This window comes from Rhodopseudomonas sp. RCAM05734 (assembly GCF_052658035.1).
Genome location: NZ_CP199742.1, coordinates 5297146 through 5320505 on the forward strand (window position 1 = coordinate 5297146; position 23360 = coordinate 5320505).

At 62.2% G+C, this 23360-nt stretch carries 23 protein-coding genes; 1 reads left to right on the forward strand and 22 read right to left on the reverse strand.

The window, feature by feature from the left end:
• Window positions 1–29: 29 nt before the first annotated feature.
• From rpsQ to ACUXVA_RS25230, 18 genes are all read right to left on the reverse strand, one after another.
• A complete protein-coding gene (rpsQ, locus tag ACUXVA_RS25145) occupies window positions 30–278 on the reverse strand; it encodes a 30S ribosomal protein S17 (protein WP_009797129.1) in 249 nt (82 codons plus the stop codon).
• 10 nt (window positions 279–288) lie between these two features.
• A complete protein-coding gene (gene rpmC / locus ACUXVA_RS25150; protein WP_445488849.1) occupies window positions 289–498 on the reverse strand; it encodes a 50S ribosomal protein L29 in 210 nt (69 codons plus the stop codon).
• A gap of 10 nt (window positions 499–508) precedes the next feature.
• The gene (gene rplP, locus ACUXVA_RS25155; protein WP_265083153.1) at window positions 509–922 is read right to left on the reverse strand and encodes a 50S ribosomal protein L16; all 414 of its coding nucleotides are present in this window, start codon (window positions 920–922) and stop codon (window positions 509–511) included.
• 34 nt (window positions 923–956) lie between these two features.
• Window positions 957–1655 carry a 30S ribosomal protein S3 gene (gene rpsC, locus ACUXVA_RS25160; protein ID WP_265083152.1) on the reverse strand — a complete coding sequence of 233 codons (699 nt, stop codon included), beginning with the start codon at window positions 1653–1655 and terminating at the stop codon, window positions 957–959.
• A gap of 20 nt (window positions 1656–1675) precedes the next feature.
• Window positions 1676–2059: a 50S ribosomal protein L22 gene (gene rplV, locus ACUXVA_RS25165; protein WP_445488852.1), complete on the reverse strand. Its 384-nt coding sequence runs from the start codon at window positions 2057–2059 to the stop codon at window positions 1676–1678.
• 11 nt (window positions 2060–2070) lie between these two features.
• Entirely contained in the window at window positions 2071–2349 is a 279-nt protein-coding gene (rpsS, locus tag ACUXVA_RS25170) for a 30S ribosomal protein S19 (protein WP_265083150.1), read from the reverse strand.
• Between the two features lie 12 nt (window positions 2350–2361).
• Window positions 2362–3195 carry a 50S ribosomal protein L2 gene (rplB, locus tag ACUXVA_RS25175; protein WP_265083149.1) on the reverse strand — a complete coding sequence of 278 codons (834 nt, stop codon included), beginning with the start codon at window positions 3193–3195 and terminating at the stop codon, window positions 2362–2364.
• Between the two features lie 12 nt (window positions 3196–3207).
• A complete protein-coding gene (locus ACUXVA_RS25180) occupies window positions 3208–3507 on the reverse strand; it encodes a 50S ribosomal protein L23 (RefSeq protein WP_265083148.1) in 300 nt (99 codons plus the stop codon).
• The gene (gene rplD, locus ACUXVA_RS25185; protein ID WP_265083147.1) at window positions 3504–4124 is read right to left on the reverse strand and encodes a 50S ribosomal protein L4; all 621 of its coding nucleotides are present in this window, start codon (window positions 4122–4124) and stop codon (window positions 3504–3506) included. Before rplD ends, ACUXVA_RS25180 begins: the two co-directional genes overlap by 4 nt.
• A 1-nt stretch (window position 4125) precedes the next feature.
• Entirely contained in the window at window positions 4126–4863 is a 738-nt protein-coding gene (gene rplC, locus ACUXVA_RS25190; RefSeq protein ID WP_265083146.1) for a 50S ribosomal protein L3, read from the reverse strand.
• A gap of 86 nt (window positions 4864–4949) precedes the next feature.
• On the reverse strand, window positions 4950–5258 hold the full coding sequence (gene rpsJ, locus ACUXVA_RS25195) for a 30S ribosomal protein S10 (RefSeq protein ID WP_013166261.1): 309 nt from the start codon (window positions 5256–5258) through the stop codon (window positions 4950–4952).
• An 81-nt stretch (window positions 5259–5339) separates the two neighbouring features.
• Window positions 5340–6530: an elongation factor Tu gene (gene tuf / locus ACUXVA_RS25200; protein WP_265083127.1), complete on the reverse strand. Its 1191-nt coding sequence runs from the start codon at window positions 6528–6530 to the stop codon at window positions 5340–5342.
• 39 nt (window positions 6531–6569) lie between these two features.
• Window positions 6570–8642, reverse strand: a complete 2073-nt coding sequence (gene fusA / locus ACUXVA_RS25205) for an elongation factor G (RefSeq protein WP_265083145.1) — start codon at window positions 8640–8642, stop codon at window positions 6570–6572.
• Between the two features lie 30 nt (window positions 8643–8672).
• Window positions 8673–9143 (reverse strand): 30S ribosomal protein S7, encoded by a 471-nt coding sequence (gene rpsG / locus ACUXVA_RS25210; protein ID WP_265083144.1) that lies wholly within the window; start codon window positions 9141–9143, stop codon window positions 8673–8675.
• A gap of 12 nt (window positions 9144–9155) precedes the next feature.
• The gene (gene rpsL, locus ACUXVA_RS25215) at window positions 9156–9527 is read right to left on the reverse strand and encodes a 30S ribosomal protein S12 (RefSeq protein ID WP_011473880.1); all 372 of its coding nucleotides are present in this window, start codon (window positions 9525–9527) and stop codon (window positions 9156–9158) included.
• A gap of 679 nt (window positions 9528–10206) precedes the next feature.
• On the reverse strand, window positions 10207–10830 hold the full coding sequence (locus ACUXVA_RS25220) for a GNAT family N-acetyltransferase (RefSeq protein ID WP_445488858.1): 624 nt from the start codon (window positions 10828–10830) through the stop codon (window positions 10207–10209).
• Entirely contained in the window at window positions 10827–11756 is a 930-nt protein-coding gene (locus ACUXVA_RS25225) for an IS110 family transposase (RefSeq protein WP_445488860.1), read from the reverse strand. The genes ACUXVA_RS25220 and ACUXVA_RS25225 overlap by 4 nt, the downstream gene beginning before the upstream one ends.
• A 240-nt stretch (window positions 11757–11996) precedes the next feature.
• Window positions 11997–12476 (reverse strand): hypothetical protein, encoded by a 480-nt coding sequence (locus ACUXVA_RS25230; RefSeq protein ID WP_445488862.1) that lies wholly within the window; start codon window positions 12474–12476, stop codon window positions 11997–11999.
• Window positions 12477–12625: 149 nt separating this feature from the next.
• Between ACUXVA_RS25230 and ACUXVA_RS25235 the strand changes: the two genes are divergently transcribed.
• The gene (locus ACUXVA_RS25235) at window positions 12626–13834 is read left to right on the forward strand and encodes an FAD-dependent monooxygenase (RefSeq protein WP_445488864.1); all 1209 of its coding nucleotides are present in this window, start codon (window positions 12626–12628) and stop codon (window positions 13832–13834) included.
• Between the two features lie 6 nt (window positions 13835–13840).
• Here ACUXVA_RS25235 and ACUXVA_RS25240 read toward each other — a convergent pair whose 3' ends face one another.
• The 4 genes from ACUXVA_RS25240 to rpoC all read right to left on the reverse strand — a co-directional run bounded on the left by ACUXVA_RS25240 (window position 13841) and on the right by rpoC (window position 23267).
• Window positions 13841–15922, reverse strand: a complete 2082-nt coding sequence (locus tag ACUXVA_RS25240; protein ID WP_445488866.1) for an ABC transporter ATP-binding protein — start codon at window positions 15920–15922, stop codon at window positions 13841–13843.
• A 275-nt stretch (window positions 15923–16197) separates the two neighbouring features.
• Complete coding sequence (locus ACUXVA_RS25245) at window positions 16198–18252, reverse strand: FAD-dependent oxidoreductase (RefSeq protein WP_265083142.1); 2055 nt, start codon at window positions 18250–18252, stop codon at window positions 16198–16200.
• A gap of 255 nt (window positions 18253–18507) precedes the next feature.
• Window positions 18508–18972 carry a GNAT family N-acetyltransferase gene (locus ACUXVA_RS25250; protein WP_265083141.1) on the reverse strand — a complete coding sequence of 155 codons (465 nt, stop codon included), beginning with the start codon at window positions 18970–18972 and terminating at the stop codon, window positions 18508–18510.
• 92 nt (window positions 18973–19064) lie between these two features.
• Window positions 19065–23267, reverse strand: coding sequence for a DNA-directed RNA polymerase subunit beta' (gene rpoC / locus ACUXVA_RS25255; RefSeq protein WP_445488869.1), 4203 nt, complete (start codon window positions 23265–23267; stop codon window positions 19065–19067).
• Window positions 23268–23360 lie beyond the last annotated feature (93 nt).

Here is a 23360-nt window from a genome sequence, read left to right on the forward strand (position 1 = left end):
CGCGCGTAGATCTGATGCGCAAGGCGCGCTTAGGCTGTTTTCTTCTGTTCACCCCGGACAACCGTCCAGCGCTTCAACTTCGAGATCGGCTTGCTCTCCTCGATCCACACCATGTCGCCCGGCTTGAACTCGTTGTTCTCGTCGTGCGCGTGATAGTTCTTCGAGCGGCGGATGGTCTTCTTGTAGATCGGGTGGGTGAAGCGGCGATCGACGCGCACCACAACCGTCTTTGCTTGCTTGTCGCTGACGACCACGCCCTGAAGCGTACGTTTCGGCATGTTCGGCCCCTTACTTCGACTTCGCGTCGCGCTTCTGCGCGGCGACGGTCTTGATGCGTGCGATATCGCGGCGAGCTTCGCGCAGGCGCGAGGTGTTTTCCGGCTGCCCGGTGGCGCGCTGGAAGCGAAGGTTGAAGCGCTCTTTCTTCAGGTTGACGACGGCGTCTTCCATCTGATCGGCGCTCATTGCGCGGATATCGGCGGTTTTCAAATCGGCCATGACTTTACCCTTATTCCGCAATGCGCGTAACGAAACGCGTCTTGATCGGCAGCTTGGCGGCGGCCAGCGTGAACGCCTCCTTGGCGACCTGCTGGGTGACACCGTCGATCTCGAAGATCACGCGGCCAGGCTTGACGCGCGCAACCCACAATTCCGGCGTTCCCTTGCCGGAGCCCATTCGGACTTCGGCGGGCTTCTTCGACACCGGCAGATCCGGGAAGATGCGGATCCACACGCGGCCGGCACGCTTCATGTGACGGGTCAGCGCGCGGCGGGCAGCCTCGATCTGACGGGCGGTGAGACGCTCGGGTGCCATCGCCTTCAGGCCGAACTGACCGAAGGACAGTGTCGCACCCGAAGTCGCAACGCCGTGAATCCGGCCCTTATGCGCCTTCCGGAACTTGGTCTTCTTTGGTTGCATCATGGCTTACGCCCTCAAACCTTCTAATTTGAACCGCTCAGGCGGCGTCGCGACGCGGCCGCGAATTGTCACCCTCGGCCATACGCTTGTCCTGGGCCATCGGATCGTGCTCAAGGATTTCGCCCTTGAAGATCCAGACCTTGACGCCGCAAGTACCGAACGTCGTGAATGCGGTGGCGACGCCGTAGTCGATGTCCGCACGCAGCGTATGCAGCGGCACGCGACCTTCGCGATACCATTCCATGCGCGCGATTTCGGCGCCGCCGAGGCGGCCCGAGCAATTGATACGGATGCCTTCGGCACCCAGGCGCATCGCCGACTGAACGGCGCGCTTCATGGCGCGGCGGAACGCGACGCGGCGCTCGAGCTGCTGCGCGATCGACTCGGCGACCAGGGTCGCGTCGAGCTCCGGCTTGCGGATTTCGACGATGTTGATCACCACGTCGGAGGCGGTGATGTCGGCAACCTTCTTGCGAAGCTTGTCGATGTCGGCGCCCTTCTTGCCGATCACCACACCCGGACGAGCCGAGTGGATCGTGACGCGGCACTTCTTGTGCGGGCGCTCGATGATGATCTTGGCGACAGCAGCCTGCTTCAGCTCCTTGTGCAGCACTTCACGGATCTTGACGTCCTCGTGAAGCAGCTTGCCGTATTCGTTCTTGCCGGCATACCAACGTGAATCCCACGTACGGTTGATGCCAAGACGCAGACCGATTGGATTGATCTTCTGACCCATCGTATTCTCCCGCGCCCTGCTTAAGCTGTCGCTGCTTCGACCTGACGAACAACGATCGTCGGCTGCGCGAATGGTTTAAAGATGCGTCCCGAACGGCCACGGCCGCGCGGGGCGAAACGCTTCATGACAATGCCCTTGCCGACATGGGCCTCGGAGACGATCAGATCGTCGACCTCGAGGTCATGGTTGTTCTCGGCATTGGCGATCGCCGACTCCAGGCACTTCTTGACGTCGACTGCGATCCGCTTGCGCGAGAACTGCAGGTCGGCGAGCGCGGCCGAAGCCTTCCGGCCGCGAATCATCTGCGCGACCAGGTTAAGCTTCTGCGGGCTCACCCGCAGCATTCGGGCAATCGCCTTCGCCTCGTTATCGGGGAGGCTCCGTTCGCGCTTTGGTTTGCTCATAACTTACGTCCTTAAGCCTTCTTGGCTTTCTTGTCGCCCGAATGACCGTGGAAGGTCCTGGTCGGCGAAAACTCGCCGAACTTGTGACCGACCATCTCTTCATTGATGGCGACAGGTACATGCTTTTGGCCGTTGTAGACGCCAAAGGTGAGACCGACGAACTGCGGCAGGATCGTGGAACGTCGGCTCCAGATCTTGATGACGTCATGACGGCCTGACGCGCGGGCGACATCTGCCTTCTTGAGCAGCGAGCCTTCGACGAACGGGCCTTTCCAGACTGAACGAACCATGTCCGGCGATCCTTACTTCTTCCGCTTGTGGCGGCTGATGAGAATGAATTTCGTGGTCGACTTGTTCGAACGCGTCTTCTTGCCCTTGGTCGGCTTGCCCCACGGGGTCACCGGGTGACGACCGCCCGAGGTGCGGCCTTCGCCGCCGCCGTGCGGATGGTCGATCGGGTTCATCGACACGCCGCGGTTATGCGGGCGACGACCAAACCAGCGCATACGGCCGGCCTTGCCCATCGAGGTGTTCATGTGGTCGGGGTTCGACACGGCGCCGATGGTCCCGGTGCAACGACCGTGAACCAGGCGCTGTTCGCCGGAATTCAGGCGGACGATCACATAGTCATGGTCGCGGCCGACGAGCTGGGCATAGGTGCCGGCGGAACGGGCGATCTGCCCACCCTTGCCGATCTTCAGCTCGACGTTGTGAATGATGGTGCCGATCGGCATGTTGCCCAGCGGCATGACATTGCCCGGCTTCACGTCGACGTAGTTTCCGGCAATCACCGTGTCGCCAACCGCGAGACGCTGAGGCGCGAGGATGTAGGACTGGGTCCCGTCTTCGTACTTCAGCAGCGCGATAAAGGCGGTGCGATTCGGATCATACTCGAGTCGCTCGACCTTTGCAGGCATATCGACCTTGGTACGCTTGAAATCGACGATACGGTAGGTCTGCTTGTGACCGCCGCCGCGAAAACGAACGACCGTGCGACCGGTGTTGTTGCGACCGCCCGAGGAGTGCTTGCCCTCGGTCAGCGACTTGACCGGCTTGCCCTTGTAGAGCCCGGAGCGATCGACAATGACCAGCTGACGCTGACCGGGTGTCGTCGGATTGAATTTTTTAAGTGCCATCGTCGTTCTGCCTTATAGACCGGTCGTGACGTCGATGCGGTGGCCCTCTTCGAGTGTCACGATCGCACGCTTGACGTCCGACTGTGAACCGAAGGTGCCGCGGAAGACTTTCGTCTTGCCCTTGCGCACCAGGGTATTCACGCTCTTAACCTTGACGTCGAACAGCTTCTCGACGGCTTCCTTGATCTGCGGCTTGGTGGCTTTCGAGGCCACCTTGAACACAACCTTGTTGTGTTCGGACGCAACAGTCGCTTTTTCCGTCACCACGGGGGCAACGATGATGTCGTAATGGCGCGGGTCGATATTCTTCATTTGAAGCGCGCCTCCAACGCATCGAGCGCCGCCTTGGTCAGAACCAGCTTCTGACGACGCAGAATGTCATAGACGTTGATGCCCTGGATCGGGAGCACGTCGATGTTCGGAATGTTACGGGCCGCCTGGGCGAAACCGGTGTGAACTTCGGCGCCGTCGACGATCAGCGCATTGGTCAGGCCGAGACCCGAGAAATGACCAAGCAGAGCCTTCGTCTTGGCGGCTTCCAGAGTTGCCGACTCGATCACGATCAAGCCGCCATCCTTGGCCTTGGACGACAGCGCATGCCGCAGGGCAAGCGCGCGAACCTTCTTCGGCAGATCAAACGCATGGGAGCGAACGACCGGACCGAATGCACGGCCACCGCCGCGGAACTGCGGGACACGGGCAGAACCGTGACGCGCACCGCCGGTGCCCTTCTGCTTGTACATCTTCTTGCCGGTGCGCCAGATCTCGGCGCGACCCTTGGTCTTGTGCGTGCCAGCCTGGCGCTTGGCGAGCTGCCAGTTGACGCAACGCTGGATGATGTCGGCGCGGGGGTCGAGACCGAAGATGGCATCCGACAGCTCGATCGAGCCGGCGTCCTTGCCCTCAAGCGTGGTGACGTTCAGTTTCATCTCACACGCCCTCCTTCTCGGCGACAGGCGCCTCGGCAGGTGCTTCCTGCTCGGTGCCCGCATCGGCCAGGCGGAACTTGCCGGGCTTCGGCGCTTCCTTCGGAAGTGCCTTCTTCACGGCGTCACGCACTGCGATCCAGCCGCCCTTGGAGCCGGGAACGGCACCTTCGACGAGGATCAGGCCGCGTTCCACATCCGTCTGCACGACGCGCAGGTTCAGCGTGGTAATCTTGTCGACGCCCATATGGCCGGGCATCTTCTTGTTCTTGAAGGTCTTGCCGGGATCCTGACGTCCGCCGGTCGAACCGATCGAACGATGCGAGACCGACACGCCGTGGGTGGCGCGCAGACCGCGGAAATTCCAGCGCTTCATGCCGCCGGCGAAGCCCTTACCGACCGAGGTGCCGGTGACATCGACGAACTGACCGACCACAAAGTGGTCCGCCATGATCTCGGCGCCGACCGGGATCAGCGCGTCTTCCGACACGCGGAATTCCGCGACCTTCCGCTTGGGCTCAACCTTGGCAACGGCGAACTGGCCGCGTTCTGCCTTCGGCAAATAGACGGTCTTGCGTGTGCCCGAACCGAGCTGCAGCGCAACGTAACCATTCTTCTCGCTGGTGAGGTGACCTAACACCTGGCAATTGCCCAGCTTTAGCACGGTCACTGGAATGTGCTCACCGGTCTCCGTAAAGACCCGTGTCATTCCGACCTTTTGTGCGATCACTCCGGAGCGCATCGGCGTGCTTCCTGTTCTTTCTGTCCGTATGACCGGACTGGACCTAAAATACGTGTCTGAGACTCAACCCGCTTGTGCAGGAAGCGTCAGAGCTTGATCTCGACATCGACACCGGCGGCGAGGTCGAGCTTCATCAAAGCATCGACAGTCTGCGGGGTCGGATCGACGATATCGAGAAGACGCTTGTGAGTGCGCATCTCGAACTGCTCGCGGCTCTTCTTGTCGACGTGCGGCGAACGGTTGACAGTGAACTTCTCGATGCGGGTCGGCAGCGGGATTGGTCCGCGAACCTGTGCACCGGTACGTTTCGCCGTGCTGACGATCTCGCGGGTCGATGCATCGAGAATCCGATGATCGAACGCCTTGAGCCGAATGCGGATATTCTGGCCGTTCATGCCGTTGTCTTTCTTTGTCGACTTAACTTCGCGTCTGGTCGGGGATAGCGGATCGTAATCCGCTATCCCCTGCCCGACTTGTTACTCGATGATGCTTGCGACGACGCCTGCACCCACCGTGCGGCCACCCTCGCGGATAGCGAAGCGCAGCTTCTCTTCCATGGCGATCGGCACGATCAGGTGCACTTCCATGGCGATGTTGTCGCCCGGCATGACCATTTCGGTCCCTTCCGGCAGATGAACCACACCGGTCACGTCGGTGGTGCGGAAGTAGAACTGCGGACGGTAGTTGGTGAAGAACGGGGTGTGACGACCGCCCTCTTCCTTGGTGAGGATGTACGCCTCAGCCTTGAACTTGGTGTGCGGCTTGACCGAACCCGGCTTGCACAGCACCTGACCGCGCTCGACTTCCTCACGCTTGGTGCCGCGCAGCAGCGCGCCGATGTTGTCGCCGGCCTGGCCCTGATCGAGCAGCTTGCGGAACATTTCCACGCCGGTGCAGATGGTCTTCTGGGTGTCGCGGATACCGACGATCTCGATTTCCTCGCCAACCTTGACGATGCCGCGCTCGACGCGGCCGGTGACGACGGTGCCGCGGCCCGAGATCGAGAACACGTCTTCCACCGGCATCAGGAACGGCTGGTCGATCGGGCGTTCCGGCTGCGGGATGTAGGCGTCGACCGCCTTCATCAGCTCCAGGATCGCGTCGTGACCGAGCTTCTGGTCGGAGTTCTCGAGGGCGGCCAGCGCCGAACCCTTGATGATCGGAATGTCATCGCCCGGGAAGTCGTACTTGGAGAGAAGTTCGCGAACTTCCATTTCCACCAGTTCGAGCAACTCGGGATCGTCGACCATGTCGCACTTGTTGAGGAACACGACCAGCGCGGGAACGCCGACCTGGCGGGCCAGCAGGATGTGCTCGCGGGTCTGCGGCATCGGGCCGTCAGCGGCCGACACGACGAGAATGCCGCCGTCCATCTGCGCCGCACCGGTGATCATGTTCTTCACATAGTCGGCGTGGCCGGGGCAGTCGACGTGGGCGTAGTGGCGGTTGGCGGTCTCGTACTCGACGTGAGCGGTCGAGATCGTGATGCCGCGGGCCTTCTCTTCCGGCGCCTTGTCGATCTGGTCGTAGGCCGTGAACGTCGCACCGCCCGTCTCCGCCAACACCTTGGTGATCGCCGCCGTCAGCGACGTCTTGCCATGGTCGACGTGACCGATCGTACCGATGTTGCAATGCGGCTTGTTACGTTCGAATTTTGCTTTAGCCATAACTCTCTCCGTTCAGTCGTTAACTGTCGCCAACGACAATCAGGCAAACTTCTTTTGGACTTCCGCCGACACGTTTGCCGGTGCTTCCGCGTAGTGATCAAATTGCATCGTGAAGGTCGCGCGCCCCTGGCTCATCGAGCGCAGGTTATTCACGTAACCGAACATGTTCATGAGCGGCACCATCGCGTTGATGACGTTGGCGTTGCCGCGCATGTCCTGGCCCTGGATCTGGCCGCGCCGCGAATTCAGATCGCCGATGACCGAACCGGTGTAGTCTTCCGGGGTCACGCATTCGACCTTCATGATCGGCTCGAGCAGGACGGACTTGCCCTTCTGCAGCGCTTCGCGGAAAGCCGCGCGCGATGCGATTTCGAAGGCCAGAGCCGACGAGTCGACGTCATGGTAGGCGCCGTCGATCAGGGTGACCTTGACGTCGACCACCGGGAAGCCGGCGACAACGCCCGAACCCAGAACCGAGTTGAGGCCCTTTTCGACGCCGGGGATGTATTCCTTCGGCACCGCACCGCCGACGACCTTGGATTCGAACTCAAATCCCTTGCCCGGCTCGTTCGGCTCGACCACGAACTTGACCCGCGCGAACTGGCCGGTACCACCGGTCTGCTTCTTGTGGGTGTAGTCCACTTCGGCCTTCTTGGTCACGCGCTCACGGAACGCCACCTGCGGCGCGCCGATGTTCGCATCGACCTTGTAGGTACGGCGAAGGATGTCGACCTTGATGTCGAGATGCAGTTCGCCCATGCCCTTGAGGATGGTCTGACCGGATTCCACGTCGGTGGAGACGCGGAACGACGGATCTTCCGCAGCGAGCTTCGCCAGAGCGACGCCCAGCTTTTCCTGGTCGGCCTTGGTCTTCGGCTCGATCGCGATCTCGATCACCGGCTCCGGGAATTCCATCTTCTCCAGGATGACCTGCTTGCCAGCGTCGCACAGGGTATCACCGGTGCGGGCCTCCTTCAGGCCGGCCAGAGCGACGATGTCGCCGGCATAGGCTTCCTTGATGTCTTCGCGGTTGTTCGCATGCATCAGCAGCATGCGGCCGATGCGCTCCTTGCGGTCGCGCGTCGAGTTGACGACGCCGGTGCCGGAGATCAGCGTGCCGGAATAGATGCGGCAGAACGTGATGGTGCCGACGAACGGATCGTCCATGATCTTGAAGGCCAGCAGCGCGAGCGGCTCGCTATCCTTCGGCAGACGGATGATCTCGTTGCCTTCGTCATCCACGCCCTTGATGGCGGGAACGTCGACGGGCGACGGCAGGTAATCGACAACTGCGTCGAGCAAGGGCTGCACGCCCTTGTTCTTGAACGCCGAACCGCACAGCACGGGATAGAACGCGCTGGTCAGCACGGCCTTGCGGATCAGACGCTTCAGAGTAGCTTCATCCGGCTCAACGCCATCGAGGAAAGCGGACAAGACTTCGTCGTCGAGCTCGACGGCGGCTTCCACCATCTTCTCGCGATATTCCTTGGCCTTCTCGAGCATGTCCTCAGGGATATCGATGTCCTTGAAGTTCGCACCCAGGGCTTCGTCTTCCCAGATCACGCCCTTCATGCGCACCAGATCGACCAGGCCCTTGAAATTGCTCTCCTCGCCGATCGGCAGCTGGATCGCAATCGGCTTGGCGCCGAGACGGTCGATGATGTCCTGCAGGCACTTGTAGAAGTCAGCGCCGGTCTTATCCATCTTGTTCGCAAACACGATGCGCGGCACGCGGTACTTGTCGCCCTGACGCCACACGGTTTCGGTCTGCGGTTCAACGCCCTGGTTGCCGTCGAGAACGACGACCGCGCCGTCGAGCACGCGCAGCGAACGCTCGACTTCGATGGTGAAGTCGACGTGGCCGGGAGTGTCGATGATGTTCAGACGCTTGCCGTTCCAGAACGCAGTGGTTGCTGCGGACGTGATCGTAATGCCGCGCTCCTGCTCCTGCTCCATCCAGTCCATCGTCGCTGCACCTTCGTGCACTTCGCCGATTTTGTGGCTCTTGCCGGTGTAGTAAAGGATGCGCTCGGTGGTCGTGGTCTTACCTGCATCGATATGCGCCATGATACCGAAATTTCGGTAATCCTCGATGGCATGTACGCGGGGCATGGGCTCGTCCTTAAATCCGTTGTTTCGCCGTTACCAGCGATAGTGCGAGAAGGCGCGGTTGGCTTCAGCCATCCGATGCACGTCTTCGCGCTTCTTCACGGCATTGCCTCGGCCGTTCGACGCATCGAGCAGCTCGGCGGAGAGGCGCTCCGTCATCGTCTTTTCGTTGCGGTCACGCGCCGCAGTGATCAGCCAGCGAATGCCCAGCGCCTGGCGCCGAACGCTGCGGACTTCGACCGGAACCTGGTAGGTGGCACCACCAACGCGGCGCGAACGCACCTCGATGGTCGGCATCACGTTTTCCAGAGCCTGCTCGAACACCGGCAGCGGGCCTTGCTTGGTCTTGGCTTCGATCATTTCGAGCGCACCGTAAACGATGCTCTCGGCGGCAGACTTCTTGCCGTCATACATGACCGAGTTCATGAACTTCGTGATGATGATATTCCCGAACTTCGGATCCGGGTTCACTTCACGCTTTTCAGCAGAATGGCGACGAGACATCGATAATCCCCGTTACTTCGGACGCTTCGCGCCGTACTTCGAACGACGCTGCTTACGGTTCTTGACGCCCTGGGTATCCAGCACGCCGCGGAGAATGTGGTAACGCACGCCGGGCAAATCCTTGACGCGGCCGCCGCGGATCATGACCACGGAATGCTCTTGAAGGTTATGACCTTCGCCCGGAATGTATCCGATGACTTCGAAGCCGTTGGTCAGACGCACCTTGGCAACCTTACGAAGCGCCGAGTTCGGCTTCTTCGGGGTCGTGGTGTAGACGCGTGTACAAACGCCACGCTTCTGCGGCGACTGCTGCAGTGCGGGCACCTTCTTGCGCGACTTCTGAACGACACGCGGACTTGCGATCAGCTGGTTGATCGTCGGCATCTTCGCCTTCACCCTTGTTCGCGCGAAACCATAACGGCTTCGCAAAATTGTTCGGGGCCACCTACCCCATCGCACGCCTCACATGAAAGGATTCACGCAAAACGAAATCACGCCAACCGCTCATCACTGAGCAGAAAGCGCTTCACGCCACAGAGGACCGCGATCGTGACCACCCGGCTTTCGCCTGATAGCCTGCACCGAGGTCATGCTTCCGAATTAAATCTCGAGAGATTTTGCTCAGGAGATAAACGTCGTTTTGGCAGCCTAGCTATAATCGACAGCGTTTGAGCTTCTTGGGTCGAGGTTGGTGCCCGCTCCGGTCCCAAAAGACTGGGTCTTGAAAGACTTAGAGGGTGGTCCGTTCCGACACTTGCGAAGCTCACCGCCTGTCGGTGAGTGCGCGGGTTTTATCCTCGGGGTCCGCCCAAGTCAACACTAAAGCGCAGTTGTAGAAACCCTTGTCCCACGCTGACTTCTCGCATGCCTGCGTAGCAGAAACATACCCGATTGTCAGCCCAATCGTCCATCGGGCGGCAGAATCGGTCGCAGCGGGTTTTGCAGTTTGATGACGCGGCGCGTCGATTCGGAACAATGCCGGGGGTGAAATGGCGCCTGCCGGTGGACCCGCGACGACGGCAGACCATGGCCGCCCCCACCGAGCGTAAATTTCACCCGGATATTATTCATTTGAGGCTGGCGGCATCCCGGAACCCGGCTTGCTGTTGGGGCGCGACAGCCACTTCCGCGACCGTAGCTGGTTCCGCAATGCCCGCAGCCGGTAATAGGCACGGCGCCGCGCAGTCTCCAGAGCGAAGGCGAGGGAATTTCGGGGCGTCACGTTGATCAGCAGGTCTGCCATGGAACGCCGCCCGGCCCAGAACTGTGCCATGAAGCCGGAACCGTCCGAGCAGGAGTTGATGCTCTCGATGCCGGGGACGGCGAACAGCCCCTCGGTTGCCTTGTCGACTAGCAACGCTCCCGGCGAATACCTGGCAAAGGCAGGGTCGTAGGCGATCTTCCAGGTATCGGCGGTGGTGCCGCAATACAGCAGCACCTGCGCGGCAATCACCCGCCCATCGACGCGCAGCAGCGCCACCGAGGCATTCTGCTGGTCGGCCAGGGTTCCGATCAGACGCCGGACGAAGGCGGCGTGGTCCAGGTTGCTCAGCACGGCGGTTCCCCGGGCGCCCTTCCAGCCTGCGGCTTCCAGCGCCAGAAAGGATTCGAAGGCCTCGCGCACCTGCCCGGCCGTCCTGTCATTGACGACCTCGACCGATCCGGCAACTGTAATTTTCGTGATCAAGCGTGAAAGGGCGCTTGATCACGAAGCACCGCATTGAGGGTGACGAGCAGCTTGCGAGCGACGGCGATCAGGGCGATTTTGGCGGGTTTGCCCGCGTCTCTCAGGGCACGATAGGCTGCTGCGAACCGGGATTTGGTTCGAGTGACGGAGACGGCCGCCATGTAGAGGGCTTCGCGGACCCGGCGCCTGCCGCCGTGGATCTTGCGGGCACCGCGGAACTTGCCGCTATCGACATTGAAGGGCGCCAGTCCAGCCAAAGCGGCGATGGCCTTTGGCGAGCGGGAGCCGAGTTCCGGCATCAGTGCCAACAGCGTGGCGGCGCAAACCGGGCCGATGCCCGGCACCGAGCGCATCAGGCGTTGTGCGGCGTGCAGGCCCTGCTGCCCGGCAATCAGGGTGGCGATCCGCCGATCGATGCGCTGGATAGCCTGATCGAGCCAGGCGATATGCTGCATCAGCTCGTCCAGCAGGTCGGCGCCGGTTGCGGCAAGGCGGGTGCGCTCCTGCTTGCGGCAGGCGACGAGCTGATCGCGGCGCTTGTGCAGGTCGGCAAGCTGCTCCCGCGCCGGGTCGGTGGTGCCGTCGGCGCCGGGCCGCAGGCATTGGGCCATCGCCGCCAGCATCCGCGCGTCGATTGCGTCGGTCTTGGCGAGCAAGCCGATGGAGCGGGCGAAATCCCGGGCGCGGGCGGGGTTGACCCTCGCGAAAGCGATGCCGGCCGCGATCAAGGCCCGGCGCAGCGCCTTGTCGTAGTGGCCGGTGGCCTCGAACAGCACGAATACATCGCTGCCGGCCCACCCCGCGATCAAGGCGTTGACCGCCTCGGGGAGGTTGTCGATGCGGCGCACCGTGCCGATGTTGCTGTCGAAGACGTCAAGAAAGTCCTTGGAGATATCGATTCCAACGAAGCCAGGATGTATGATCATGATGCCTGTCCCTGTGCTGCGAGGTCCGCGGCGAACGGCCTCGATCAACTGTTCAGGTGTGGGTAATGTAGCGCGGGCGGGTGCCAAGCCGGATCACGGTCTTCATGACCAGGGGCCCAACGGCATCCCGCCCGCACCCATCATGTCAGATCCCGACTACACAGGGGGCCGACAGCCGGTTCCAGTCCTGCCGCAGCTTCTTGCGCGTCGACCCAGACTTCTTGACGCCGAAGGCGCGCGTCACGACCGGCCGCTCGCTCGCTCGCTCGCTTCAAGTATGACCGGGCGTTGACCGTGCACAGCCAGTGCCGCGATCATCGGACCATGGCTCGGGCAGTCCGTATCGAATTGCCGCAGGCTGATGATACCCGGCAGTTTGCTGCTGGCCACCTCCGCCAGGAACGCCGGCATCACCTCCGTCACGAAGGCCGGGTCGACCACCGGGCTGGACAGGAAGGCATAGTCGTAAGGCAGCGCCTCGAGGTGCGCTGGCCAGAACGGCGCGATCCTCCGAAGCTGCAGCGCCCAGAGCCCGACCAGCCGCGCCGGCGTCGCCCCCTCCTCCCACGCCAGCAGCACGTGGACGTCGGCGAATTTCAGCTCGGCCGCGGCTTGCAGGGCGGCAGGGTTCATGAAGACGTTCGACGACGCGCGCCGGACGAGATCGTCCCACGGCGCGGCAACGAGCAGGCCCGGCAGGCAAATCTGCACAGAAATCATCGACGAACGCCCGCCCGTAGCCGCGAATACCACCTATCTTGGCGCTGCCAGCTTGCTTTTCAGTTAAGCCCAAGCACCGCTGCCGGGGGCCCTGCTCAGCATTCTTTTGCATTTCCAATATATTGACCTGCTTGCGTAGAGGTCACCTCATGCAAAACACGGATGTTGCCATCATCGGTGGCGGACTGGCCGGCTCCATCGCTGCAGCGATGCTGGGACGCGCCGGTATCAAGGCCGTGCTTGTGGATCCGTTTCCGAGCTATCCGCCGGACTTCCGCTGCGAGAAGCTTGGCAGCAGCCAGATTGCCTTGCTGAGCAAGACCGGACTCGCGGAGCACACGCTGCCCGCCGCCACTCTCGATGGCGAAGTGTGGGAGGCACGGTTCGGCCATGTGGTCGCCAGGAAGCCGAGCGACCAGCACGGCATCATGTACGACACACTCGTCAACACCATCCGCACGGCGATCCCGGCCGATATCCCCGTGGTCCATGCCAGGGTGACCGGCATTGCGACCAGCGCCGACCGCCAGAAAATCACGCTCTCCGACGGCGACGAGATTTCGGCCCGGCTGGTGGTGCTGGCCAACGGGCTGAGTGTCGCACTTCGCGATATGCTGGGGCTGGAGCGACCCGTCATCAGCCCATGCCATTCCATCACCATCGGCTTCGACGTGGCCCCCGTCGGGCGCGAGGCATTTGATTTTCCGGCGCTGACCTATTGGCCCAAGCGATCGTCCGACCGGCTCGCTTATATGACGCTGTTTCCGATCGGCAGCGCGATGCGCGCCAACGTGCCGGTGTATCGCCAGATGGACGATCCGTGGCTGCGTGAATTCCGTCGTGCTCCGGAAGCCACCATGCGCGCGCTGATGCCGAACCTGCAGGGCATGATGGGCGATTTCGCCGTGGTCGGTCCGGTCAAGATACGTCCCGCGGATCTGTATGTCACACAGGGCCACCGGCAGGCCGGGGTGGTGCTGGTCGGCGACGCCTTCGCGACATCCTGCCCCGCCGCGGGCACCGGGACCGACAAGGTGTTCACCGACGTCGCGCAACTCTGCACCGTGTACATCCCCAACTGGCTCGCCACCGGCGGCATGGGCGCCGAGAAGATCGCGGCATTCTATGACGACCCGATCAAGACCAGTTGCGATGCGCGCTCGCTCGCCAAGGCCCATCACCTTCGCTCATTGACGCTCAGCAACAGCCTGGCTTGGCGCGCGCAGCGCTGGGCGCGTTTCGTGGTGCGGCTCGGGCTCGGCACGCTGCTGGCGATCCGCAAGCGTCTGGGCGTTCGCAGCGCCTCGCAGCGAAGCGCTGTGCCGCCTCAGCCGCATTTCGACGCCGCGACGCGGTAGCGCGCATCACTCGTCATCGTCGTCATCATCGTCGGCGGTTGCCGCGTGCGGCTGATGGCCCTGGTCGTCCCACAGCTTGCGATAGGTACCGCCGAGCGCCAGCAGTTCGGCGTGCGAACCGCGCTCGATCGCCCTGCCGCCGGCGATCACGATGATCTCGTCCATCTCCACCACCGAAGTCAGGCGGTGCGTCGAGAAGATCATGGTGCGCCCGCGGGCGAGCTTGAGCAGCGTCTTGTTGATGGCCGCTTCTGTGGTCTGGTCGAGGGCCGACGTCGCCTCATCCAGCAGCAGCACCGACGGATCGCGCACGATGGCGCGCGCAATGGCGATGCGCTGGCGCTGGCCGCCCGACAGCGTGTCGCCGCGCTCGCCAACCGAGGTGTCGTACTTTTCCGGCAGGCTCATGATGTGGCGATGGATCTCGGCTTTTCGCGCAGCCTGCTCGACTTCCTCGTCGGTGGCGCCCTCCTTGCCGAGCCGGATATTTTCGCGGATCGACATGTTGAACAGCATGTTCTCCTGGAACACGACGGCCATGCTGCTGCGCAGGGATTCGCGCGTCACCTTGCGGATGTCGACGCCGTCGATGGTCAGCTTGCCCTCGTCCGGCACGTAAAGCCGCAGGATCAGGTTGAGCAGCGTGCTCTTGCCGGAACCGGAGGGGCCGACGATGGCGATGGTCTTGCCGACCTTCAGCCTCAAGCTGAGATTGTCGAGCACCGGCGTCTGGCTGCCTTCGTATTTGAAGGTGACGTGATCGAAAGTGATGTCGTTGACGATGCGCGGCAGGTCCGGTGCGCCCGGCCGGTCGGCGCCGCGGGTCGGCTCGTCGAGCATCTCCTGGATATGCCGGACTGCGGCGGCAGACTGGATCGACACCGGGATGAAATGCATCACATGAGCGATGTTGTAGGACACCTCCCAGAACGCGCTCTCGAAGGTCACGAAGGTGCCGACGGTGATCTGGCCCTTGGTGGCGAGATAGGCACCGATCGCCAGCACCACGAGATGCAGCAGCAGCACGGAGATGGTGACCGAGCGCTCCACCATGGTGGACAGGAAGGTCGCAGCGGCGATTTTCCGGCTGGCGTCGTCGTTGCGTAACCGGAACCAACCCATGGTGCGGCGCTGCAGGCTGAATGCCTTGATCACGGCCTGCGCCGCGACGTTTTCCTGGACCATGCCGAGCAGCGACGATTCCTGGATCTTCTGATCGTAGTTGGCCTGCACTGCCTTGGGCGTCAGGATGCGAGGGCCGATCAAAGTGATCGGAAACACCAGCAACGCCACCGCCGCGAGTTGCCAGTTCAGGAACAGCATCAGCAGGATGCCTGCAATGAGTTCGAGAAACGGCAGAACGGCGCTGTTGGAAACGCTTTTGACCGAGCCTTCATAGGCCGCCAGATCGATGGAGAACCGCGACAGGATCTCGCCGCGCTTGGTTCGCGCGAAATAGGCCGACGGCAGATTCTGGATATGCTCGAACAGCCGCATGCGGACGTCGGAGATCACCCCCGCCGCCAGCTTGGCGTCCCAGCGCTCATACCAGACCGCCACGATGGAGGTGAAGATGCCGGCGACGCCGAGCACCGACAGGATCCAGACCAGCGCCTGAAAGTCTTCCTCGCCGAGCGCATCGTCGATCAGATATTTCAGGCTGAGCGGCATGATGACGTTGAACAGCGTCTCCACCACCACGCCGAAGCCGACGATGGCCAGCATCTTCTTGTATTTCGTCAGGAACGGCCGGGTGAAGGCGTAGATGGTTCCCAGAGCGCCGGCGGCCTCGCGCGCGGTGAAGACGACGAGATCCTCGTCCTCATCGTCGTCATCTCCGGCGTCCGTCTCGTCGTCTTCGTCGTCGTCCTCATCATCCTCGTCGTCATCCTTGACGACCGGCTTCGCAGCCCCCTTGGCCTTCTCCGGCTTTGTGGGCAGCGGTGGCTTGGTGCTGGGAACGGGCGCCGCGGTGGCGCCGACCGGAAGCGCGAATTTGTCATCCAGCGGTGACGCCGGGAGTTCGCCTGGGACGGCCAGTTCCTTGTCGCCCGGAGCCGGTGGCTTTGGAGGTGGCTTTCGGGCCATGAATCGAACCGTTGCTGCACGGCCTGCATGACCGCAAGAATCGCTGTCGTGGCACTGCCCGCCACGGTGTCGATCCTATGCGATCAGATCGCTTTGGGCAAAGCAACGGGGAGCCGCAGACGCAACGGATTGGAATGCAACCGCACTCTCCACCGGTCTTCCCCGCGAAGGCGGGGACCCATACCCTCAGTCGCGGGAGCAGGAACGTCGCTGTTTCCCGAGCCTCACCGAACACTTGGTGTTTATGGGTCCCCGCCTTCGCGGGGATGACAGACTCAATCCTCGCTATCGACCTTGTCGAAGAACGAATAGCGCAGGCTGTCGGCGTCGGCGTACCAGTGGCCGGGGCCCTTGCCGGCGGCCAGCGTGGCTTCCCACACCGCCTCGGTGCAATCGCGCCGGTGCATCGACAGATCGAAGCCGTTGCCGAAGAACAGCTCCGACCATTCCCACCAGGTGCCGAGTTTCTTGACGCCGCGCAGCAGGTCGTAACGATCGATCAGCGCCGGTGCCATGTCGGAGGTGACCGATCCGAACACCACGCCCGTCTTGACCACACGGTTGAGCTCGCGCACCGCCTTGGCGACCTGCTTCTCGCCGACGTGGCACAGGCAGGTCTCGAACACGAAGTCGAACTGCTCGTCCTTGAACGGCAGGTCGGTCACCGAGCCCAGCAGGTTGTACTTCTTCAGTGCCTTGGGCGTCTTGGCGTGGATGCCGCGGTTGTTCTCGATGCCCCAGGCATCGATGCCACGCGCCCGCAGCGCGCCGACCAGTTCGCCGCTTGCGGAACCCGCGACCAGAAGCTTGTAGCCCTTGACCCGGTTCCAGACGATCTTGATCAGGCTGCCGAGGTAGGCCGGGTCGGTGAACTGGCTCCACGACTCGCTGTACGGACCGAGGCCGCGATAATTCTCGAAATAGGCACGATCTATCTTGTCCGAGGCCGGCGGCCCGCCCTCGCCGCGCGCGCGGCGCAGCCGCATCATCTCGGTGAGGATGATGTCGGTGGCGGCATCCGAGGAATCGAGCAGCCCGTTGAGGGTGGAGTCGAACAGATAGTCGCCGACCACGACGATGCCGGGATGCTCCTTCGGCTCCGGCCGGTGGTTGGTCATGACGTCGCGCGCCGGCAGACCGCCCGGAATCGCGTTGACCGACGACAGCCAGCGATGGGTCTTGCCCTCCAGGAAATGCGCGCGCGCGTCGCCTAACGAGGCCGGCAGCGATTTCAAGGCAGCGTCGATCAGTTCCTGATCGCTGAGATTGGCGAAGGCCAGCCCATCGGAGCCGGCGATCAGCCAGTTCAGCACGCCGTGCTTGCCGACGTCGTGGCGCGAGCCCTCGTTGTAGACGCAGCAGCCGCCGAACGCTTCCGACATGAACCAGGAGCCCGGAATCTGCTCGCCCCAGAACGGCGTGTCGAACAAGATCGAGACGCGCAGGTAATGCGCGGGGCGATCGAAGTAAGCCACGTGCTTGACCATCGACTTGCGCAGCTGTTCGCCTTCCCAGCGCATGGTCGCCAGCCAGGAGTGCGGCAGGCACATCACCACAAGATCGAAATCGCGCGTCTCGGCGCCCTTGCCGTTCATCATGTCGAGCTTGTAGCGGCCCGCCTCGGTCTTGCCGACCTTCAAGACGCGATGATTGAGCTGGATATCGGCGTCGACTTCCGACTGCAGGCAGCTGATCAGTTGCTCATTGCCGTTCTGGATCGAATACAGGCCGATATAGCCGTCCACATCCATCACGAAGTTCTTGAGCGCGTTGAGCCCGTTGGTGTTGTGGCTCTCGGTGGCGATGTCGGAGCGCGCCATCACCTTGAGGAAACGCTTGGCGGTGGCGTCGTCGACTTCCTTGTCGAGTAATTCCTCGCAGGTCATCCAAGCCCACGGATGCTCATTATCGTGGGCGCCGACGCCTTCGTAATACTCGACCGGCGACACCATGGTGGTGCACAGCTTGCGAAAACTCTCGATGGCGGCGGCCGTCTTGGCGCCGTAGACCCGGCGCATGCCAGGCACGTCGTTGAGCAACTGCCCGTCGAGCATCACCTGCTCGGCATCCATGGGAATGGTCTGCAGGCCGAAATGCTGGATCAGTTCGCGCAGCGGGTCGGGGCCGGTCATCGAGTAGTCGTAGATCTCGGCGACGCCGGCCTCGTACATCGCCGGTGCTGTGTCGAAAGTCTTCGTCAGGATCTTGCCGCCGACCCGGTCGGACGCTTCATAGATGGTCACGCGGCACAGGTCGCCCAGCTTCTTCTTCAGATACCAGGCGCTCATCAGGCCGCCCGGACCGCCACCCACAATTGCAAGATCAAGCATCGGTTTCTTTCACGCGCCGTGTCCGCCGCGGCGGCAACATCCGGCAACAGTCGCTGTAACGGATTCCGGCACAAAACGAAATCCAGCCGGTCGCGGAATCGCTGACGGCCGTACAGCCGGATCAAACCACTCCAAACAAGACCATTTTTCACCTGAAGGAAAGATGAACGGAACGCGACGCTGGGTTGCAGTGCACGTAAAACGCGAAAAAGGGGTGACAGTGACGACTTTTCACTCAGCCGGCACAGCGGTTGCCTAGTCAGCGGCGGCCGAAAGGAGCCGCTCCATCACGATGGTCCGTTCGTCCCCGTAAAAGACCTCGCGAACAACGGTGTAACCCAGCCGGGCGTAAAACGACTCGGCCGAGATGCTTGAGTTGAGACGCAGCAACGGGATTTGCCGCTCGCGTGCGATCGCCTCGACGGCCTGCATAAGCCGTCGGCCCACGCCGCGGCCCTGCACATCCGGAGTGACGAACACTGTCCGCACCTTGTCACCATCCAGGCCTGCCGTCCCGACAATGCGGTGATCCAGCAGCCCGACGAGAATATCCCGCTGCGCGATCAACTGCTGCACGGCCGACGGGCTGAAACCCAGTTCGAGCCGGGCGATAATCTCGGGCTTGTAATCCTTTGCATTCGTCTCGCGTAACGCGCTGATAATGACATGACTGATGTCATTGGCGTCGCCGATTTCTGCTCGCCGAATCTGCTGCTCCACGTCTTCGCTCCGTTATCCCTTCAATCGCGCGATCCTAACAAAGAAAAAGGCCGGCTTACGCCGGCCTTTTCCAGATGTGCGATGCGGGACGCTTATTCCGCCGAGGGCGGCAGCGCCAGCAGTTCCGGCTCCGGCGCGGCAGGCACGATGGTCGCCTGCTTTTCGCGCTCGTCCAGGATCATCTTGTCGCGCTTGACTGCGACTTCGCGGATCTTCGCCATCGAGGCGCCGGTGCCTGCCGGGATCAACCGGCCGACAATGACGTTTTCCTTGAGGCCTTCCAGCGGATCCACCTTGCCGTTGACGGCGGCTTCGGTGAGCACGCGGGTGGTCTCCTGGAACGAGGCCGCCGAGAAGAACGAGCGGGTCTGCAAGCTCGCCTTGGTGATGCCGAGCAGAACCGGCGTACCCGTGGCGATCTTCTTGCCCTCTTCCTTGGCGCGCGCATTGAGCTGGTCGAATTCGATCTTGTCGATCTGCTCGCCCGAAATCATATCGGTCTCGCCCTGATCGGTGATCTCGACCTTCTGCAGCATCTGACGAACAATCACTTCGATGTGCTTGTCGTTGATGAGCACGCCCTGCAACCGGTAAACTTCCTGGATTTCGTTGACCAGATAGGCAGCGAGTTCCTCGATGCCCTTGATCGCCAGAATGTCGTGCGGCGCCGGATTGCCTTCGACGATGAAGTCGCCCTTTTCGACGATGTCACCATCCTGCAGATGGATGTGCTTGCCCTTCGGAATGAGGTACTCGCGGGTCTCCTCGTTCTTGTCGATCGGCTCGATCGAGATCCGGCGCTTGTTCTTGTAGTCGCGACCGAACCTGATGGTGCCGCCGATTTCCGCGATGATCGCCGCGTCCTTCGGCTTGCGCGCCTCGAACAGCTCGGCCACCCGCGGCAGACCGCCGGTGATGTCGCGGGTCTTGGCACCCTCGGTGGAGATACGCGCGAGAATGTCGCCCGTCTTCACCTTGGTCCCGGTGTCGACCGACAGAATGGCGTCGGGCGACAGCATGTAACGGGCCTCGCCGCCACGCGCCAGCTTGAGGATCTTGCCGTCCTTGCCCTTGATGACAATGGCCGGACGCAGATCCGCACCGCCGCGCGAGGAGCGCCAGTCGGTGACCACGCGCTTGGCGATACCGGTCGACTCGTCGAGCGTTTCCGAGATCGACTGGCCATCGACCAGATCCTCGAAACCGATCACGCCTTCGACTTCGGTCAGCAGCGGACGGGAGTACGGATCCCATTCCGCGATGCGCTGGCCGCGCTTGATCATGTCGCCTTCGGCCACGTGCACGCGCGCGCCGTACTGAATACGATGCGTGGCGCGCTCGGTGCCGTCGGCGTCCGAGATCGCGATCACCATGTTGCGGACCATGGCGACCATGTGGCCTTCGCCGTTCTTGGCGATGGCTTCGTTCTTGATCGTGACCTTGCCGTCGAAATTCGACTCGATCACCGACTGCTCGTTGATCTGCGCCGCGCCGCCGATGTGGAACGTACGCATGGTCGGCTGGGTGCCGGGCTCACCGATCGACTGCGCGGCGATGACGCCGACAGCTTCACCGTGGTTGACCGGCGTGCCGCGGGCGAGATCGCGGCCGTAGCACATGCCGCAGATGCCGTTGACCAGTTCGCAGGTCAGGGCCGAGCGGATCTTCACTTCCTGGATGCCGGCCTGCTGGATGGCGTCGACGTGGGTCTCCTCCATCAGCGTGCCGCGCTTGACCACGATCTTGTTGGTCGCGGGATCGCGCAGATCCTCGCCCGCGGTGCGGCCGAGAATGCGCGAGGCCAGCGACGCAACCACCGAACCGGAGTCGATGATGGCGCGCATCTTGATGCCGAGCTTGGTGCCGCAATCGGACTGCGTGATGATGCAGTCCTGCGCCACGTCGACCAGACGACGCGTCAGGTAGCCCGAGTTCGCGGTCTTCAACGCGGTATCGGCGAGACCCTTGCGGGCGCCGTGGGTCGAGTTGAAGTATTCGAGAACCGACAGGCCCTCCTTGAAGTTCGAGATGATCGGCGTCTCGATGATCTCACCCGACGGCTTGGCCATCAGGCCGCGCATGCCGGCAAGCTGACGCATCTGGGCCGGCGAACCGCGGGCGCCCGAGTGCGACATCATGTAGATCGAGTTGATCTGGGTCTCTTCACCCTTGGAGTTCTTCTTGACCGAAGAAATCTCCTTCATCATCTCCTTGGCGACTTCTTCACCGGCCTTCGACCAGGCGTCGACGACCTTGTTGTACTTCTCGCCGTGGGTGATCAGACCGTCGTTGTACTGCTGCTCGAAGTCCTTGGCGAGCGCGCGGGTGGTGTCGACAATCTTCCACTTCGACGCCGGCACGACCATGTCGTCCTTGCCGAACGAAATACCCGCCTTGAAGGCGTTGTAGAAGCCGAGCGCCATGATGCGATCGCAGAAGATCACGGTCTCTTTCTGACCGCAGTGACGATAGACCTGATCGATGACGCCGGAGATTTCCTTCTTGGTCATCAGCTTGTTGATGACGTCGAACGGCATCTTCACCGACTTCGGCAGGACCTGACCGAGCATGGCGCGGCCAGCCGTGGTGTCATACCAGCGGGTGACCTGCTTGCCGGTCTCGTCGAGACCTTCCCAGCGATACTTGATCTTGGTGTGGAGGTGGATGACCTTCGCATGCAGCGCATGCTCGATCTCGGCCATCTCCTTGTACAGCTTGCCCTGGCCGGGCAGACCGTCGCGCATCACCGACAGGTAATACAGACCAAGCACGATGTCCTGCGACGGCACGATGATCGGCTGGCCGTTGGCGGGATGCAGGATGTTGTTGGTCGACATCATCAGCACGCGCGCTTCCAGCTGCGCTTCGAGCGACAGCGGAACGTGCACGGCCATCTGGTCGCCGTCGAAGTCGGCATTGAAGGCCGCGCAGACCAGCGGATGCAGCTGGATCGCCTTGCCTTCGATCAGCACCGGCTCGAATGCCTGGATGCCCAGACGATGCAGCGTCGGCGCGCGGTTCAGCAGCACGGGATGCTCGCGAATGACCTCGTCGAGGATGTCCCAGACCTCGGGACGCTCTTTTTCAACGAGCTTCTTCGCCTGCTTCACCGTGGTGGACAGACCCTTGGCGTCGAGCCGCGAGTAGATGAACGGCTTGAACAGTTCGAGCGCCATCTTCTTCGGCAGGCCGCACTGATGCAGGCGCAGCTCGGGACCGACGACGATGACCGAACGGCCGGAGTAGTCGACGCGCTTGCCGAGCAGGTTCTGACGGAAGCGGCCCTGCTTGCCCTTGAGCATGTCGGCGAGCGACTTCAGCGGACGCTTGTTGGCGCCGGTGATGACGCGGCCACGGCGGCCGTTATCGAACAGTGCGTCGACGGCCTCCTGCAGCATGCGCTTTTCGTTGCGGATGATGATGTCCGGCGCGCGCAGTTCCATCAGCCGCTTCAGGCGGTTGTTGCGGTTGATGACGCGACGGTAGAGATCGTTCAGATCCGAGGTGGCGAAGCGACCGCCATCGAGCGGCACCAGCGGACGCAGGTCCGGCGGGATCACCGGCACCACCGTGAGGATCATCCATTCCGGCTTGTTGCCGGAATAGCGGAAGGCCTCGACGATCTTCAGGCGCTTGGCGAGCTTCTTGTGCTTGATGTCGGATTCGGTCTCTTTCATATCGACGCGCAGCTGCGCATCGAGCTTCTCGAGCTCGAGACCCTTCAGCAGTTCACGGATCGCCTCGGCGCCGATCATGGCGGTAAAGCTGTCCTGGCCGTATTCGTCCTGCGCGCGGAGATATTCTTCTTCCGACAGCAGCTGGCGGTCCTTGAGCGCGGTGAGACCCGGCTCAAGAACGACGTAGTATTCAAAGTACAGGATCCGCTCGAGATCCTTGAGGGTCATGTCGAGCAGCTGGCCGATGCGCGAGGGCAGCGACTTCAGGAACCAGATGTGGGCAACGGGGGCCGCCAGTTCGATGTGGCCCATGCGCTCGCGACGGACGCGCGACAGGGTCACTTCGACCGAGCACTTCTCGCAGATGATGCCCTTGTACTTCATGCGCTTGTACTTGCCGCACAGGCACTCGTAATCCTTGATCGGCCCGAAGATGCGGGCGCAGAACAGGCCGTCGCGCTCGGGCTTGAAGGTCCGGTAATTGATGGTTTCCGGCTTCTTGATCTCGCCGTAGGACCACGACAGAATCTTCTCCGGAGACGCGATCGAAATCCGGATCTGGTCGAAGACCTGAGCCGGCGTCGTCGGATTGAAGAGATTCATAATTTCTTGGTTCATAGTCTTCTCCTCGCGTGCCGGTCGCCACCAGCAGCAAATTCGAATTTCTCGGGTCGCGGCGCGCCTTGCTCAACGTCCGGGCAAAACGCGGGT